This is a genomic window from Oceanobacillus salinisoli, assembly GCF_009733865.1.
Lineage (GTDB): Bacteria > Bacillota > Bacilli > Bacillales > Amphibacillaceae > Oceanobacillus > Oceanobacillus salinisoli.
In genome coordinates, this window is the sequence record NZ_WOFB01000001.1 from 116,821 (window position 1) to 134,342 (window position 17,522).

Here is a 17,522-nt window from a genome sequence, read left to right on the forward strand (position 1 = left end):
GAACGATAATGAAGCCTATTGAAATGGAAAGAGTTCAGCAAACTCTAGACGAATTAAAAAATAAAGAGGTATATGTCCATTTAGAGACAACGAATGGTGCATACGCCAGTCATTTTAATGATAAAGCATATAATGTTGGAGCGTACATACGTAATGCAAAGGTTAGTTTTAATCAGGCAAAAATTGTTGGAGATGGAAAATCGTATCGTGTCGGCCTGAAAATGGAAATGGGCTGGATCTATGCGGAAGGGTTAACAGACTGGACAATGCATGAAGGTTCCAAACTGCTTATGGCAGGACATGATCAAGAGGGTCGTTTAATGGTTTCATTGGAAATTAGTGAAACCCCATTTAGTCATTAATTCGAAAATGGTTTGAAGGAAGGTTATTATCATGGAAAAACATGTCGTTGTTATTTACCCTCATCCAGATGATGAATCATTTGGTGCGGCGGGTACGATTGCGAATTTTCGGCAACAAGGTGTACCTGTTACATATTTATGCGGAACATTAGGTGAAATGGGAAGAAATATGGGTTCGCCTGCTTTCGCAAATCGCGAAACATTGCCTCAAATTAGAAAAGAAGAGTTAACAAATGCTTGTAACGTACTTGATATCGAATTAGAGATGTTGGGCTACAGGGATAAGACAATTGAGTTTGAAGACCGAATGGAAATTGCTAAAAATCTAAAAGGATATTTAGATAAGATTAAGCCAAGTCTTGTCATCACACATTATCCCGCTTATGCTGTTCACCCTGATCATAATGCTTTAGGTGCAGCGGCAATTGAAGCGGTGCGCTTAATGGACCCTGAAAATCGCCCAACAGTTTGGGCTCAAGCGATTTCCAAAGATTTTCCGCAAGATCTAGGTGAACCAGATGTTACAAATGACATAACAGATACTTTTGATAAAAAGTTTGAAGCAATCCTTGCTCATAAGTCTCAAGCAATGGGAGTTTTGGTCCAGCATAAACAAAAACAACCGGAAATGGATGACCTGAAAGAAATTGCGAAACAAAATCTTGGAAAAGAAAGATTTTATATTTGGAAGTATTAACTTAAAGAGGATGTTCAAAAAGTCCGGTGAAAATGACAGATCGAATTTCTTCGTTGGCTCGCTTTTCCGTTGCTCACGTATGGTAAGGAACTTCTACTAAAATCACCCACGTCCTGTGGGCAACGTAAAAGTCACCACATCCTGTGGAAGCCCGCTACTCAAAGCTTCACCGCCTCGAACTTCTCGGTCCTTTTCATCCTCCGCACTTAAAACGAAAAAAGCCTCACTTTCATGGTGAGGTTTTTCATTGTATAAAATGAAACCTTTAAATTTATCATCTCGTATAATATATAAAGAAACAAGAAGGAGGACTCTAAATGAAACGTTTATATAAATCTTCTAATGATCGTATGGTTGCCGGTATACTTGGCGGATTAGGGGAGTATTTTAATATCGATTCCACATTGCTTCGCTTACTTTTTGTTGTTCTGTTATTTGCCAGTTTCTTTACATTTGGCTTGGCTTATTTCATCGGAATATTTATTATACCGAATGACATAGATATTTATTAGTTCGGAAAATTATCCATTAATGAAATACATGCAAATCTCGTAGGTGAAATGCCTACGTTTTTTGTGCTACAATATTAGCAGTTATTGTAGCATAGAAGGAGGCTATTGTTATGGGAACAATGGTACGCACAAAAGATTTGTTGGATAATTTTAATCTGACCCTTGTTGCTGGGAAGGATGGTATACATAGAGAAATTATAACAAGTGATATATCACGTCCAGGAATTGAGATGACGGGATATTTTAAATATTATCCAAAAGAACGTCTGCAATTAATCGGGAAAACAGAAATGACTTATTTTTTGGATTTAACAGAAGAACAGAGAAGAGACCGTGCAGAGAAATTATGTACAGACGTAACACCGGGAATTGTTATTTCCAGAGGCATGGAAGTTCCAAGCGAATTGATCGAGGCTGCGAATAAGGCTGGGGTGCCGATTCTGCTTTCACCAAGAAAAACCACCCGTGTCACGAGCAGGTTAACGAATTATTTAGAGGCCAAATTTGCCCCATTTACGGCCATTCACGGAGTTCTCGTTGATATATATGGCGTTGGTGTCCTGATTACAGGACAAAGTGGTGTTGGTAAAAGTGAAACCGCGTTGGAGCTCGTGAAGCGCGGGCATCGATTAGTGGCGGATGATAGTGTAGAAATTAGACAAGAAGACTATGATACGTTAATTGGTAATTCACCACCACTCATTGAGCACATGCTTGAAATACGTGGTCTTGGCATCATTAATGTTATGACACTATTTGGTGCTGGTGCAGTACGCAGTTATAAAAAGATTGCGATGGTTGTTAATTTGGAGAATTGGGATGAGAAAAAGCAATATGACAGGCTTGGTTTGGATGAGGACCAAATGAAAATTATGGATGTTTCCTTACCGAAAGCAACGATTCCAGTCCGCCCAGGTAGAAACCTTGCAGTTATTATTGAAGTAGCTGCAATGAATTTCCGTTTGAAACGAATGGGTGTGAATGCTGCCGAAGAGTTTTCAGAACGATTGACAAACATGATTGAACAAGAAAAAGATATTACAGAATAAGAGAGGTTAAAATATGATTCTAACTGCACCATTGGATAGAGTATTTTTAGAAATCGGTCCGTTGACGATTTATTGGTATGGGGTTATTATTGCAGCAGGCGCTGCTTTAGGTCTTTGGCTGGCAATGAAGGAAGCTGATCGTTTAGGATTAAATAAAGAGCTGCTTATAGATTTTATCGTATTTGCTGTTCCTATCGCTATTCTATGTGCCAGAATTTATTATGTTACCTTTGAATGGGAAAGATATGCAAATGGTCCGTTTTGGCGTGTGTTTGCTGTTTGGGAAGGCGGTTTGGCCATTCATGGTGCGATTATCGGTGGATTTCTCGTTGCAGTTGTGTTTGCACGGGTGAAAGAGATTTCTTTCTGGCAGCTGCTGGACATTATTGCACCAAGTCTCATTCTTGGTCAGGCCATTGGCCGCTGGGGAAACTTTATGAACCAGGAGGCACATGGGGGGCCACTTCCTGAAGGTTCGGTGATTTATGATATTGTTCCTGACTTTATTTTGAATCAGATGACGATAGATGGGATTACCTATCATCCTACATTTTTATATGAATCGTTATGGAATTTAGTCATCTTTACACTTCTGTTACTATTAAGGAGATATAATCCATTACGTGGGGAATTATTCTTAGCGTATGTCATTGGTTACTCTATTGGAAGATACTTTATTGAAGGGATGCGGACCGATAGCCTATACGTATTCGGTGATCTCCGTACAGCACAATTAGTTTCCATAGCTGGAATCATTGTTGCAATTATCTTAATTATTTACCGTCGCAGAACCGTTACGGAGAAGTATAATGATGTTCCGGCGCAAGGCCAGAATAACCCAGGAAATAAAAATAAGTCAAATAAAAACAATAAATCTAAGAAGAAAAAAAATAGGAAGAATAAAAATAAGAATAAACGAAAATAGCGATGAAATCCCTGCTTCTAGCAGGGATTTATCAAAATGAATGAAGATTACAATATGAAGGAGTTTTGGATATGTCCGGAACACTTTACCGAGGCCTAAAACAAGGCCTATTAACCACGTGGACGTTGGGGAAGGTCATTTTCCCAATAACTTTAATTGTTACGATTTTGCAATTCACTCCAGCTCTACCTTGGGTGATTAACCTATTGGAACCTGTCATGGGTTTACTGGGATTGTCGGGGGAAGCGGCAGTGCCTTTAGTTTTAGGAAATGTTTTGAATTTATATGCAGGAATTGCCGCTATTATATCTTTTGATTTTACGGTGAAAGAAGTATTTATTATGGCTGTCATGCTCTCCTTTTCCCATAATTTATTTGTGGAATCTGCTGTGGCATCCAAGGTGGGGGTCAAATGGTGGGTAATAGTAAGTGTTCGTGTTGGATTGGCATTATTATCTGCTGTATTGATTAACTTACTGTGGAACGGAGGAGCACAAGCAGCTCAATATGGATTTATCTCAGTAGAAGAGGCTGTCCCTAATGGATGGTGGGAAATTGCGTTTCATGGAATGGAAACAGCCGCTATAGCAATTGTTCAATTAGCTCTCATTGTTATCCCATTAATGATTATCATGCAAGTCATGCGTGAAAAAGGCTGGTTAAATGCATTATCTAATCTGCTGGCACCTTTTATGAAGGTTCTGGGAATGAATAAAAACACATCCATGACCATGGTTGCTGGACTTACAATTGGTCTTGCCTATGGTGCAGGCCTAATGATTCAAGCGGTGAAAGAAGATGGTGTATCCAAAAAAGACATGTATTTAGCACTTATATTCCTTGTATCCTGTCATGCGGTTGTAGAGGATACATTAATCTTTATCCCGTTAGGAATACCAGTTTGGCCATTGTTATTGATTCGATTAACAACAGCCATATTATTAACGATGGCAATTTCTATAATTATGAACAAAATGGAAAAGCGTAGAAAGGATGCAGCAAATGAACATTCGTACAATACTATTTGATTTAGATGGCACATTAATTGATACCAATGAATTAATTATCGCATCATTTACCCATACATTTAAGCATTACAATTTACCATATACTAGGGAAGAAATAATCGAATTCAATGGTCCCCCATTAAAAGAAACATTCACGAACATCAATCCGAATCGTGCCGAGGAGATGGTTGATGTTTACCGGGAACATAATTTGCGGGAACATGATAATTATGTGACAGCTTTTCCGAATGTTATGGAGGTGTTGGATGCACTAAAAGAAAAGAACTTTATGCTAGGTATAGTTACAACCAAAATGACAGAAAGTGTAAACCGAGGACTGAAGATTGCAGGTTTGGAAAACTATTTTGATTCGATTGTTACACTGGATGATGTGACCCATCCGAAACCACATCCTGAACCAGTCATTAAAGCAATGAAAGCACTGGATGCAGATGCAGCTTCTACGTTGATGGTTGGAGATAATTCGCATGATATTGAGTCAGGCCAGAATGCAGGTGTAGAGACGGCAGGTGTTGCCTGGTCCTTTAAGGGGAAAGAACGCTTGCAGCAGTTAAATCCAACCTATATGCTGGAGGACATGCGTGACTTGTTAAAAATTGTAGGGGTGTAGAAAAATGCGCAGAACGAAGCGATATCCTGTTAAGAAAGGAAATTCCTTATGGCAAATATATCAAACGGTATCTTTTTGGAAAGTATTTAAAAATACCGTTATTATCATCATTGGAAGATATACCCCATTTATGCCTTTAAAAAATTGGCTTTATCGTACATGTTTACGGATGAAAATAGGCAACGAGACTGCTTTTGCGTTTATGGTTGTTCCCGATATTATGTATCCGGAAAAAATAACTGTTGGAAAAAACAGTATTATTGGTTATAATACAACGATTTTAGCTCATGAGTATTTAATTGATGAATATCGGATTGGTGAGGTAGTGATTGGTGATGAAGTGATGATAGGTGCCAACTCTACCATACTCCCGGGAGTAACAATCGGGAATCGTGCCACCATCTCGGCAGGAACATTAGTGCACAAAGATGTTCCTGCTGGCTCATTAGTCGGTGGAAATCCGATGGAGATTATTTATACGAAGGAAGAGATGGAAGAGAGGAAGCAAAAAGGGGGAAATTAGAAATGGTTGAAATTCCAACAGGGATATTGCCAGCGGTTAGAAAGACAAAGGACTTTGAAAATGCACTTCAAACCTCGTATGAAACGATTGTTTTATTGGAAACAAGATTAACTAATCTAAAAAATATAGTAAGGTATGCTAAAAAGGAGAAGAAAAATATCCTTGTTCACTTTGATTTAATTCAAGGATTAAAAGCAGATGAATATGGTATAGAATTTTTAATTCGGGAAATCAAGCCAGATGGCATTTTGTCGACTCGGGGAAATGTTATTACATTAGCAAAAAAGCATAATTTATTAGCAATTCAGCGGGTGTTCTTGTTAGATAGTATTGCGTTGGAGCACAATTTGAAACAAATGAAGCGATTTAAACCTGATGGTGTTGAAGTACTTCCAGGGCTTATGCCAAGTATCATTAATAAAGTATATACAGAAACAAACATACCTGTAATAGCAGGCGGATTGATTACAAAGAAGGAAGAAATAAATGCAGCATTGAACGCAGGTGCCGTAGCAATATCCACATCAAATAAAGAATTATGGTGATTTTAGTTACATAGTGTGTATTCTTTAAGGCTGCTACCACTTTACTTAGATATTGATTACTTTGTTATTTAACTTTAAGAGGATGTTCAAAAAGTCCGGCGAAAATGACACATCGATAGAGGACCTTCTACTAAAAACCGCCCACGTCCTTGAAAAAGAAAAACACTTTTTCTGCGTGCGATGTATCGCTGACGAAGTGTTCCTTGTCCTGTGGGCAACGTAGAAGTCACCACAACACGCGCAAGCTCGTTGGCTCGCTTTTCCGTTGCTCTTGTATTAACTGCATACGTTCCGCTACTCAAAGCTTCGCCGCCTCGAACTTCTCGGTCCTTTTCATCCTCTTTTTTGAACACGCACTTTAAACTATAAAGATATATAAAGTTATTGACAGCGCTTTCATGTAGTGATAGTATAGCAATACAAGTTAAATTAGTGATGGAGAAATGGAGATCCACGTTAAAGTAATTGTACCAGCCAAAGGTATGATGTTTTAATGTGGGTCTTTTTGCATTCTATTTAACTTGTTTACTAGATTCTAATATTGTAAAGGGGTGTTAGGATTATGTCAGAATTTTTAGCAGAACTTATTGGCACAATGATTTTGATTATTTTTGGTGGCGGTGTGGTAGGTGGTGTAGTTCTAAAAAAATCGAAAGCAGAGGGGGCAGGATGGATAGTCATCACTATCGGCTGGGGACTGGCTGTTACAATGGCAGTTTATGCGGTAGGAACTTTTTCAGGTGCACATATCAATCCTGCTGTAACGCTTGGATTCGCTTCGGTTGGAGAATTTCCATGGGCTAAAGTTCCAGTATATATTACTGCCCAGCTTATAGGTGCTTTAATTGGTGGGATCATTGTATTTCTAAACTATTTACCACACTGGAAAGACACGCAAGATACCTCTGCTAAATTAGCAGTGTTTTCAACAGACCCAGCAATCAGAAGTCCATTATCAAATTTAGTTAGTGAAACAATTGGAACGTTTGTACTTGTTTTAGGTCTGATGTTTATTGGTGCTAATGAATTTACTGAGGGCTTAAATCCTCTAATTGTTGGTGCTTTAATAGTTGCTATTGGAATGTCTTTAGGTGGGACTACAGGTTATGCGATTAATCCAGCACGTGATTTAGGGCCAAGGATTGCCCATGCTCTATTACCAATACCAGGTAAAGGCAGTTCAGAGTGGGGATACTCATTTATACCAATTGTAGGGCCGATTTTAGGTGGTGTATATGGTGCTGTGTTTTATCAAGCGATTTTCCTTAGTAATTACTCCTCTTTATTTTGGATATTAAGTATAGTTATTGGCATACTTATTGTTTGGGCATCAAGAGTAGAATTGAGAAAGAATGAACAGTCAACAAATAATATAAAAGAAAAAATTGGTTAGGAGAGATAACTATGAGTGAAAAGTTTGTATTATCACTAGATCAAGGGACCACAAGTTCAAGAGCAATCCTGTTTAATCATAATGGGGAAATAGTGGGAACTGCACAGAAGGAGTTTGAACAGTTTTTTCCACAACCTGGTTGGGTAGAGCATGATGCAAATGAAATATGGACTTCCATTTTATCTTGTATTTCCGAAGTTTTAAGAAAAGCTGATGTAGAACCAAGTCAAGTAGCTGGTATTGGAATTACTAATCAACGCGAGACGACAGTCGTATGGGATAAAAAAACTGGCAAGCCTATATATCGAGCAATTGTTTGGCAATCACGTCAATCAGAAGGTATATGCAAGGAATTAGCTGATCAAGGATATCAAGACTTAATCAGGAATAAAACGGGATTATTGCTTGATCCCTATTTTTCAGGAACTAAGGTGAAATGGATTTTAGACAATGTTGATGGAGCAAGAGAAAAGGCAGATAATGGAGACTTACTCTTTGGAACCATCGATACTTGGCTCGTATACAAATTATCTGGTGGGAAGAAGCATGTTACTGATTATTCAAATGCTTCAAGAACGTTAATGTTTAATATCTATGATTTGGAATGGGACGATGAGTTATTAGAAACTCTAACTGTTCCAAAAAGCATGCTTCCTGAAGTTCGTCCATCATCGGAAATTTATGCTAATACAGTGGATTACCATTTCTTTGGTCATGAAATTCCAATTGCTGGAATTGCTGGTGACCAGCAAGCAGCTTTGTTTGGTCAGGCATGTTTTGAAAAGGGCATGGCAAAAAACACCTATGGAACTGGATGTTTCATGTTAATGAATACTGGAGAAAAGGCGGTTTCCTCTGAACATGGTTTACTTACAACGTTAGCATGGGGTGTGGATGGAAAAGTTGAATATGCGCTGGAAGGAAGCATTTTTGTAGCTGGTTCAGCAGTACAATGGCTTCGAGATGGACTGAAATTGATTGAGTCTAGTCCACAAAGTGAAGATTTTGCTACAAAGGTTGAATCCACAGACGGTGTTTATATGGTACCTGCCTTTGTTGGTTTAGGAACTCCATATTGGGATAGTGACGCAAGAGGAGCGGTCTTTGGATTAACAAGGGGTACTACGAGGGAACATTTTGTTCGCGCTACATTAGAATCGCTTGCATATCAAACAAAGGACGTACTGAATGCTATGACAGCAGATTCTGGTATAGAATTAAAAACGCTTCGGGTAGATGGAGGGGCTGTTAAAAATAATTTTCTAATGCAATTCCAAAGTGACATATTAGGGGCTTACGTAGAACGTCCTGTCGTTCAGGAAACAACTGCACTTGGTGCTGCATACCTTGCTGGGTTAGCTGTCGGATATTGGGAAGATAAAGAGGAAATCGCAAAACAATGGCAGATTGATCGTACATTTACGAATGAAATGCCAGAAGAGGAAAGAAATGGACTGTATGAAGGATGGAAGAAGGCCGTCCATGCAACTAGAGAATTTAAATAAATAATAGGCTGATTAATTAGCACATATAATTTCATAGATCGGTTTTTATTATTTCGGAATAGGGGTGATTGGATAATGAAAAAAGTAATAAATGACCCAAATGAAGTTGTTCAGGATATGATAAAAGGATTGATAGCAGCACATCCAACATCATTAAGACAAATACCAAATACAACGGCTATAGCACGAAAGGAGGCTCCCGTTTTAAACAAGGTTGGTCTTGTAAGTGGTGGGGGTAGTGGACATGAGCCGGCACATGCTGGTTATGTTGGAAAAGGCATGTTAGATGCAGCGGTAGCAGGGGAAGTATTTACCTCACCAACTCCAGATCAAGTTTATGAAGCAATAAAAGCAGTTAACGGTAATAATGGCGTCTTTCTTATAATTAAGAACTACACTGGTGATGTCATAAATTTCGAAATGGCAGCAGAATTAGCGGAAGCTGATGGTATACAAGTGGAAAAAGTAATTGTAAATGATGATGTAGCCGTTGAAGACAGTTCCTTTACCACTGGGAGAAGAGGTATTGCTGGAACCGTATTTGTTCACAAAATTAGCGGCGCAAAAGCTGAACAAGGTGCTAGTTTAGAAGAAGTTAAAAGAGTAGCAGAAAAAACTGTAGTAAATGTCCGTTCTATGGGGATGGCATTAACTCCTTGTACTGTGCCTGCAGCTGGAAAGCCGAGTTTTAGTTTGGATGCAAATGAAATGGAAATTGGAATTGGAATTCATGGTGAAGCAGGAATTGAAAGGAAAAACATAGCATCTGCTGATGATATTGCCCAAGAGTTGACGGAGAAAATATTAAATGATATTGATTATGTCGAAGGTGATGAAGCTGCAGTTATGGTTAATGGCTTGGGTTCCACACCAGAAATGGAACTGTATATTATAAATAAAAGGGTGTCAGAAATTCTGGAAGAAAAAGGAATACGTGTATACAAAACATTTGTAGGAGAGTTTATGACCTCACTGGAAATGGCGGGTTGTTCTGTAACACTTTTAAAATTGGATGCTGAATTAAAATCCTTATTAGATGCTGAATCTCATGCACCTGCATTTCGTATATAAGGGGAGTGTATTTCATGGAATTAACCGTACAGGACAGTATATACTGGATTAAATTTGCAAATGAGAGAATACAGTCTGAAAAAGAATATCTAACTTCCCTAGATCAAGCAATAGGTGATAGTGATCATGGCATTAATATGGCACGTGGTTTCCAACAATCAGTAAATAAAATATCTGATGGAAGTTATGTCCATGTCTCTGATGTTTTTAAGGATGTTGCAATGACAATGATGTCCAAAGTTGGCGGCGCTTCTGGTCCGTTATATGGTACTGCATTCTTAAGGTTATCCAGTGCCGTGAAAGAAAAAAATCCTTTAGATCATAAAGTTTTTGTAGAAGGGTTAGAAGATGCACTGAATGGTATAAAACAGCGAGGAAAGGCTAATAAAGGGGAGAAAACAATGGTTGATGTATGGGAACCAGTTGTCACCCTCCTAAATAAAAATAATGAAGTAACTGCTGAAGAAATAGTTAACACGGCTAAAGAAGCAATGGAACATACAAAGAAATTAGTGGCTACAAAAGGTCGTGCCTCCTATTTCAAGGAAAAATCCATTGGTCATATTGATCCGGGATCTGCTTCTTCCTTTTATCTTTTTGAGTCACTTGCAAAAGTCTGGAAAAGTGGTGGGCAAGCGTGAATTTTGTTGGAATCGTTCTAATTTCTCATAGTTCAAAAATAGTGGAAGGCATTAAAGAACTTATTCGCCAGGTCATTACCGATGTACCAATAGAAATAGCCGGCGGAACAGAAAATAATGAAATAGGCACAAGTATTGACAAAATTGCTAAAGCAATTCAAGATGCTGATCAAGGAAAGGGTGTTCTCCTTTTCTACGATATTGGAAGTGCCAAAATGAATGCTGAAATGGCAGTTGAATTAGCAGAAACAGATGTGAAATTAGTCGATGCACCGTTAGTAGAGGGTGCATACATGGCCGCTGTTGAGTCCGGAATGGGGAAAAGTTTAGGGGAAATCTATAAAGCTATGAAGGAAGAATTTTAATAACTGCTAATCTAAAACTATATGTATTGTTACAATGTCGGTGGATATGTTATACTTATTATAAGTTAATATTTTGGACGGAGAATTGGAGAAACCGGAGCAACTAATGCTATAAATGCATTAGTATGTTTGCGGTTTTTTTCTTTTTTCGATCTATGTTAAAAAGGAGTGTGTAAGGTGAAGTTATTTTCAAGTCACCAACGCGATACTATAAATCAAAATTTTAAAAAAGTTACCCTGGATCTATTAGTAATAGGTGGTGGAATAACTGGTGCAGGTATTTCTCTCGATGCGGTCACACGCGGTTTGAATACTGGGTTAATTGAAATGCAGGATTTTGCAGCAGGAACTTCCAGCCGCTCGACTAAGCTTGTTCATGGCGGTCTTCGGTATTTGCAGCAATTTGAATTTAAAATGGTTTCTGAGGTTGGGAAGGAAAGAGCAATTGTTTACGAAAATGGTCCACATGTCACAACACCAGAATGGATGATGTTACCACTTTATAAAGGAAGTACATTGGGACCGGTTACAACAAATATTGGCTTAAGAATCTATGATTTTCTTGCCGGAGTTAAAAAGGAAGAGCGGAGGGTGATGCTTAATCCTGACCAAGCGATAGAAAAAGAACCACTCATAAAAAAACAAGGATTAAAAGGTGCTGGATATTATGTGGAATATAAAACAGATGATGCTAGATTAACGATAGAAGTATTAAAGAAAGCAGTGGAAAAGGGAGTTCATGCCATAAATTATACGAAAGCAATTGATTTTCTTTACGATGAGTCAAATAAAATATGTGGTGTATTAGCAGAGGACCAGATTACAGGAGAGAGGCATAAAGTATTTGCCAAAAAGGTGGTTAACGCGAGTGGTCCATGGGTCGATGGGTTAAGGGAAAAAGATGGCTCAAAACAAGGAAAGGCATTGCATTTAACAAAAGGAATTCATTTGGTATTTTCAAAAGAAGTTTTTCCGCTAAATCAGGCTATTTATTTTGATGCTCCAGACGGTAGAATGATCTTTGCAATACCTAGAGGTAAGAGAACGTATGTCGGAACAACTGACACCACGTATAAAGGGGACTTAACAAACCCTCAAGTGACAGATGAAGACCTGGATTATTTGCTAATGGCTATAGATTTTATGTTTCCTTCGTTAAAACTTAATGAAAGTCATGTTGAGTCAAGCTGGGCGGGATTACGCCCGTTAATTGCTGAGAATGGGAAAGGGGACAATCCAAGTGAAATATCTAGAAAGGATGAAGTTTTTGTTTCTGATTCTGGGCTTATTTCCATTGCAGGAGGTAAACTCACAGGCTACCGTCAGATGGCACTACAGATTGTTAACTTGGTTGTTAAACAATTAAAAGAAGAAGAAGGAATTCTTTATTCCGATTCCGTTACTAAAAATTTGCCAATATCAGGTGGGGAGGTCGGCGGTTCTAAGGGGTACCAAAGATTTAAGGGACAAAAATTATCAGAGGGGATGACCATCGGACTAAAAAAAGAAGATGCATTAAAATTAATTGAAACATATGGTTCGAACGTATCTGTTCTTTTTAATCTTTATCAGGACAAATTTGATGAAGCAGTTAAGGAAGGTATGGACCCTATTGTTTTATCGCAACTTATCTATGCAATGGAATATGAATTAGCATATAAGCCAGTGGACTTTTTCATACGAAGAACAGGAGCGTTATTTTTTGATATTGAATGGGTAAACCAACATAAAGAAAAAGTAATAAACTATATGCAAAAATCACTGAACTGGAGTAATAAACAAAAGAATCTTTACAGTAGTGAATTAGAGCAATCACTCCATGAAGCGGTAACACCTCTAAGATGATTAGAAATAGAAACGAAAGGGGAATGACAGAAATATAAATTGTTATTCTCCTTTTTTAACCAGTAAAATAGTTATATAATTAGCGTTTAAATTATGGTATACTTTTTTCGTATGTACGAATAATAGGGGGATACGCATGCCACAGGTAAAGAACAAGAAAAAAAATAAAGGAAATATAGTTCCTTATATTCCTGATGGTGATTTTTATTTCACAAAGGGTGTAGAGGCTTTTCGCAATCGTAAATTTGATATTGCATTAAAATGGATGAAAAAGGCAGTGGAACAAAAGCCAAATGAACCTTTGTATCAATGTCAAATGTCCGTAATTTATACAGAAATTGGTGCTTATCATGCAGCAAATCAACTACTGACAAATGTCCTGCAATCCAGTGATTATATTGATTGTTATTATTTGATAGCCAATAATTATGCCCACTTAGGGCTTTTAAATGATGCGAAAAAATATGCAACGTCATATCTTGATAAAGAACCAAATGGGGACTTTAGCGAGGATGCAAAGCAACTTTTGGAACTAATCGAAATTGATGATGATGAGATTGAAGATTTTGATTTGGAAGATGAAGATGAGTTGCTTATTTATCAGGAAACAGCCTTTTACCATATGGAAAAATTGGAATGGGAACAAGCGATTCCTGTCATAGAGGAAATGATTACATTATTCCCTGAGTATCCAATGCCAAAACATGACTATACACAGGCGCTATTCTTCTCTGGAGACAGGGAGGAGGCCATTCAAAAGGAACTGGAATTGCTCAATGAAGATCCGAATTCATTATATAGTCTTACAAATTTAGCTATATTTTATTACGAAATAAATGAGCAGGAAAAAAGTGACAAGTATTTACAAGCATTGCAAAACGTATACCCTATTCATGAACAACAAAAGCTAAAAATAGCTGTTACATTGGCTAGAACAGCAAATTATGAAGAGGCATACCTTCGTTTTCGCTCAATTTCAAAAGGAAAAGTGAAAAATCATGCTTCCTATTTTCGTTGGTATAGTATTGCAGCCTATCACATAGGCGAGCCTGCAAAAGCATTGGAATACTGGAAAGAGGGATGTAACCTGCACCCACATCTCGCGAAAGAATCGGGGCCTTGGAATGCTTAAGGAAAGTCATGTGTACAGAAAATGAGTACTTTTGAGCATAATAATAGACGTGCTGCGTTTGATTTTATAAGCTAGAGATGTCTAAAATAAATAGAACTCAAAAGGGGCGAATAAAATGTCCGATGAACGTATGTATGATGTGATTATTGCTGGTGCTGGACCTGCTGGAATGACAGCTGCTGTGTACACATCCCGTGCAAATTTATCCACGTTGATGATTGAACGTGGTATTCCAGGAGGCCAGATGGCAAATACGGAAGATGTGGAAAATTATCCAGGCTTTGATCATATATTGGGACCTGATTTATCCAACAAAATGTTCGATCACTCCAAGAAATTCGGTGCAGAATATGCGTATGGAGACATTAAAGAAATTGTTGATCATGGTGACTACAAGGTCATTAAAGCTGGGAATAAAGAGTACAAAACGAAAGCATTCATTATCGCTACCGGTGCTGAGTATAAAAAACTTGGTGTCGAAGGGGAAGAAGAATTAGGTGGCCGCGGGGTTTCTTATTGTGCGGTTTGTGATGGTGCATTTTTTAAAGAAAGAAACTTAGTTGTTGTTGGTGGTGGTGATTCTGCTGTAGAAGAAGGTGTGTATTTGACACGCTTCGCAAACAAAGTTACGATTATTCACCGCCGTGACGAGCTTCGTGCACAAAAAATTCTTCAGCAGCGCGCATTTGATAATGAGAAAATTGATTTCATTTGGGATACCGTTGTGAAGAAAATTAATGGGCCAGAAGGAAAAGTCAGCAGTGTAACCTTAGAAAACACGAAAACAGGTGAAGTGACAGAGTTTCCTGCTGATGGTGCATTCATCTACATTGGAATGGTTCCATTAAGTAGTCCATTTCAATCATTGAAAATTACCAATGACGAAGGTTATATTCCAACAAATGAGATTATGGAAACTAGTGTTCCTGGAATTTTTGCTGCAGGTGACATTAGAGAAAAACAGCTTCGACAAATTGTAACAGCAACTGGTGATGGAAGTATTGCTGCAGAATCAGCTATAAAATATGTCGAAGAATTGGCGGAAAAGTCAAAAGTAGCGAATTCGTAAATTGAAAAAACAGTGTAAAAGCCGAAAATTAACGGAGTCTTAATGCTGTTGTAATATGCACGAAACAATTATGGGGTACACTAAAAATAACTAATTGACCCCCTTTTAATTTATAGATTAGTTACTTGGCACAGGTGATAATCACCTGTGCATTTTTTTGTCTTAAATGACAATTTTTTTATTTTCGACAAAATATTTCGCCATGTTTCGGAGATTTAGTCAAAACTAGGAAATCAGGAAAAACCTTCATTGCATGGAAGTTTCCTGTTATTCATAGTATAATAAAAGAAAGTCAATTTCTGAAACTGACTAAAGAATTTTGATAATATTTATGGTAGAACATCATCATAGCTTAAATAAATCCTTCATTATCAGAGGCCTTTTTAAAGGGGAGAATTAAGATGAATGATAAAAATAGTGGAACGAAATTAGTAATTATAACAGGCATGTCTGGAGCTGGTAAAACAGTTGCTGTGCAAAGCTTTGAGGATCTCGGGTATTATTGTGTGGATAATCTGCCACCTACCTTACTTCCTAAATTTCTGGAATTAATGAAGGATTCCCAGAATACGATACAAAAAGTTGCTTTAGTAATGGACTTGAGAGGTCGGGAATTTTTTGATTCCCTTTTTGATGCGTTGGATACACTAGGAAAAGAAGAGTGGTTAGACGAACATATCCTATTTCTTGATGCTAAGGATGAAAAACTGGTCAGCAGATATAAAGAAACAAGGCGTTCCCATCCATTGGATCCAGGAGGTTTGCCATTAAATGGGATTAGGCAGGAACGTGAGATTTTGGATTTGCTACGAGGAAGAGCACAGCGAATTATTGATACGACTAATTTAAAGCCTCGGGAATTGCGTGAGAAAATTGTTAACATCTATTCAGAAGAAAAACAAGAGATCTTTTCGGTACATATGGTGTCATTTGGGTTTAAATATGGCATTCCTATAGATGCTGATACGGTGTTTGATGTGAGGTTTCTGCCTAACCCGCACTATGTCGGGAATTTACAGCCTTTAACAGGATTAAATCAGGAAGTATCCTCCTATGTCTTTAAATGGTCGGAAACACAAATGTTTATTGAAAAAGTACTCGATCTATTACGATTTATGCTTCCACAGTATAAAAAAGAAGGAAAGTCACAATTAGTAATTGGAATTGGCTGTACGGGTGGGCAGCATCGTTCCGTTGCATTAGCTGAACACTTCGCCAAAGAATTATCTTCCAACTATATTACCCATGTGAGTCACCGCGATATTGAAAAGAGAAAGGGACATTAATTACATGAATGACACAAACCAGCCACGAGTAGTAGTCATCGGAGGAGGTACCGGAATGCCAGTACTTCTAAGAGGACTTAAAAATTTACCTATCGATTTAACCGCTCTTGTCACCGTGGCTGATGATGGTGGAAGTACGGGAAGAATTCGAAGTGAAATGGCGATACCAGCACCAGGGGATATACGTAATGTGATTGCTGCTTTATCGGATGCAGAACCAATGTTATTGGAACTTTTTCAACATCGATTTTCTGTTGGAAATGGATTGTCCGGTCATTCATTAGGGAACCTTCTTTTAGCTGCAATGACCTCTATTACAGGAGATTTTTATGATGGAATAAAAGAAATTTCACGTGTGCTAAATGTGAAAGGAAACATTTACCCGATATCTAATCAAAATATGTCTTTGCATGCAAAGTTTGAAGATGGGACCTATGTATCCGGAGAATCCAATATTCCCAAAGTTAATAAACGGATAGAACGAGTATTTTTGGAACCACAGCCCATTAAACCATTGCCAAATGCTGTTCGTGCGATTGAAAATGCTGATTTAGTCATTATTTCTCCAGGCAGCCTGTTTACGAGCATCATGCCAAATTTAGTTATTCCGCAGATTGATGTTGCTTTAAGAGAAACACAAGGAAAAGTTGTCTATATTTGCAATGTGATGACACAAGCTGGAGAGACAACGGGGTTTACGGCTTCGGATCATGTTCAGGCCATTCAAAATCACATTGGTAAAGGGTGCGTGGATGCAATTGTTGTCCACAATGAACCAATTGAACAGTCGATTAGAGCCATCTATGCAGAAGAAAACGCTGAACCAGTAGTATACGATATTGAAAAATTGGCAGATATGGGACTGGAAATTATTGAGGGTGACATTATTAATCATTCCAATAAGACGGTTAGACATGATAAAGATAAAGTCGCGAAATTATTATATTCCATTATAGCTAAGTAA

At 38.0% G+C, this 17,522-nt stretch carries 19 protein-coding genes; all 19 read left to right on the forward strand.

Translation table 11 applies throughout. From position 1 onward, the window contains the following. Positions 1-8 precede the first annotated feature (8 nt). The 19 genes from GMJ66_RS00480 (at position 9) to GMJ66_RS00570 (ending at position 17,522) form a co-directional block, all read left to right on the forward strand. The gene (locus GMJ66_RS00480; protein WP_156288338.1) at positions 9-362 is read left to right on the forward strand and encodes a YojF family protein; all 354 of its coding nucleotides are present in this window, start codon (positions 9-11) and stop codon (positions 360-362) included. Positions 363-393: 31 nt separating this feature from the next. Further along, positions 394-1,059 (forward strand): bacillithiol biosynthesis deacetylase BshB2, encoded by a 666-nt coding sequence (gene bshB2, locus GMJ66_RS00485; protein WP_156288339.1) that lies wholly within the window; start codon positions 394-396, stop codon positions 1,057-1,059. Positions 1,060-1,376: 317 nt separating this feature from the next. Continuing rightward, positions 1,377-1,571 carry a PspC domain-containing protein gene (locus GMJ66_RS00490; RefSeq protein WP_156288340.1) on the forward strand — a complete coding sequence of 65 codons (195 nt, stop codon included), beginning with the start codon at positions 1,377-1,379 and terminating at the stop codon, positions 1,569-1,571. Between the two features lie 110 nt (positions 1,572-1,681). Beyond that, entirely contained in the window at positions 1,682-2,620 is a 939-nt protein-coding gene (gene hprK, locus GMJ66_RS00495) for an HPr(Ser) kinase/phosphatase (protein WP_156288341.1), read from the forward strand. Positions 2,621-2,633: 13 nt separating this feature from the next. Continuing rightward, positions 2,634-3,545, forward strand: coding sequence for a prolipoprotein diacylglyceryl transferase (gene lgt / locus GMJ66_RS00500; protein WP_156288343.1), 912 nt, complete (start codon positions 2,634-2,636; stop codon positions 3,543-3,545). Positions 3,546-3,616: 71 nt separating this feature from the next. Beyond that, positions 3,617-4,573, forward strand: coding sequence for a nucleoside recognition domain-containing protein (locus GMJ66_RS00505; protein WP_156288345.1), 957 nt, complete (start codon positions 3,617-3,619; stop codon positions 4,571-4,573). Then, the gene (gene ppaX, locus GMJ66_RS00510) at positions 4,548-5,183 is read left to right on the forward strand and encodes a pyrophosphatase PpaX (RefSeq protein WP_156288347.1); all 636 of its coding nucleotides are present in this window, start codon (positions 4,548-4,550) and stop codon (positions 5,181-5,183) included. The genes GMJ66_RS00505 and ppaX overlap by 26 nt, the downstream gene beginning before the upstream one ends. A gap of 4 nt (positions 5,184-5,187) precedes the next feature. Next, on the forward strand, positions 5,188-5,706 hold the full coding sequence (locus GMJ66_RS00515; RefSeq protein ID WP_156288349.1) for an acyltransferase: 519 nt from the start codon (positions 5,188-5,190) through the stop codon (positions 5,704-5,706). A gap of 2 nt (positions 5,707-5,708) precedes the next feature. After that, entirely contained in the window at positions 5,709-6,251 is a 543-nt protein-coding gene (locus GMJ66_RS00520) for a glycerol-3-phosphate responsive antiterminator (RefSeq protein ID WP_156288352.1), read from the forward strand. A 562-nt stretch (positions 6,252-6,813) separates the two neighbouring features. Next, positions 6,814-7,644, forward strand: a complete 831-nt coding sequence (locus GMJ66_RS00525; protein ID WP_156288354.1) for an MIP/aquaporin family protein — start codon at positions 6,814-6,816, stop codon at positions 7,642-7,644. Positions 7,645-7,655: 11 nt separating this feature from the next. Further along, entirely contained in the window at positions 7,656-9,149 is a 1,494-nt protein-coding gene (gene glpK / locus GMJ66_RS00530) for a glycerol kinase GlpK (protein WP_156288356.1), read from the forward strand. Between the two features lie 75 nt (positions 9,150-9,224). Then, positions 9,225-10,220, forward strand: a complete 996-nt coding sequence (dhaK, locus tag GMJ66_RS00535; protein WP_156288358.1) for a dihydroxyacetone kinase subunit DhaK — start codon at positions 9,225-9,227, stop codon at positions 10,218-10,220. 14 nt (positions 10,221-10,234) lie between these two features. Further along, a complete protein-coding gene (dhaL, locus tag GMJ66_RS00540) occupies positions 10,235-10,861 on the forward strand; it encodes a dihydroxyacetone kinase subunit DhaL (RefSeq protein WP_156288361.1) in 627 nt (208 codons plus the stop codon). Then, complete coding sequence (gene dhaM, locus GMJ66_RS00545; RefSeq protein ID WP_156288363.1) at positions 10,858-11,226, forward strand: dihydroxyacetone kinase phosphoryl donor subunit DhaM; 369 nt, start codon at positions 10,858-10,860, stop codon at positions 11,224-11,226. Before dhaL ends, dhaM begins: the two co-directional genes overlap by 4 nt. Before the next feature lie 177 nt (positions 11,227-11,403). Further along, the gene (locus GMJ66_RS00550) at positions 11,404-13,071 is read left to right on the forward strand and encodes a glycerol-3-phosphate dehydrogenase/oxidase (RefSeq protein ID WP_156288365.1); all 1,668 of its coding nucleotides are present in this window, start codon (positions 11,404-11,406) and stop codon (positions 13,069-13,071) included. Positions 13,072-13,207: 136 nt separating this feature from the next. After that, the gene (locus tag GMJ66_RS00555; RefSeq protein WP_156288367.1) at positions 13,208-14,203 is read left to right on the forward strand and encodes a tetratricopeptide repeat protein; all 996 of its coding nucleotides are present in this window, start codon (positions 13,208-13,210) and stop codon (positions 14,201-14,203) included. A gap of 115 nt (positions 14,204-14,318) precedes the next feature. Continuing rightward, positions 14,319-15,272, forward strand: coding sequence for a thioredoxin-disulfide reductase (gene trxB, locus GMJ66_RS00560; protein ID WP_156288369.1), 954 nt, complete (start codon positions 14,319-14,321; stop codon positions 15,270-15,272). A gap of 401 nt (positions 15,273-15,673) precedes the next feature. Continuing rightward, on the forward strand, positions 15,674-16,558 hold the full coding sequence (gene rapZ, locus GMJ66_RS00565) for an RNase adapter RapZ (RefSeq protein WP_156288370.1): 885 nt from the start codon (positions 15,674-15,676) through the stop codon (positions 16,556-16,558). A gap of 4 nt (positions 16,559-16,562) precedes the next feature. After that, positions 16,563-17,522 carry a gluconeogenesis factor YvcK family protein gene (locus GMJ66_RS00570; RefSeq protein ID WP_156288371.1) on the forward strand — a complete coding sequence of 320 codons (960 nt, stop codon included), beginning with the start codon at positions 16,563-16,565 and terminating at the stop codon, positions 17,520-17,522.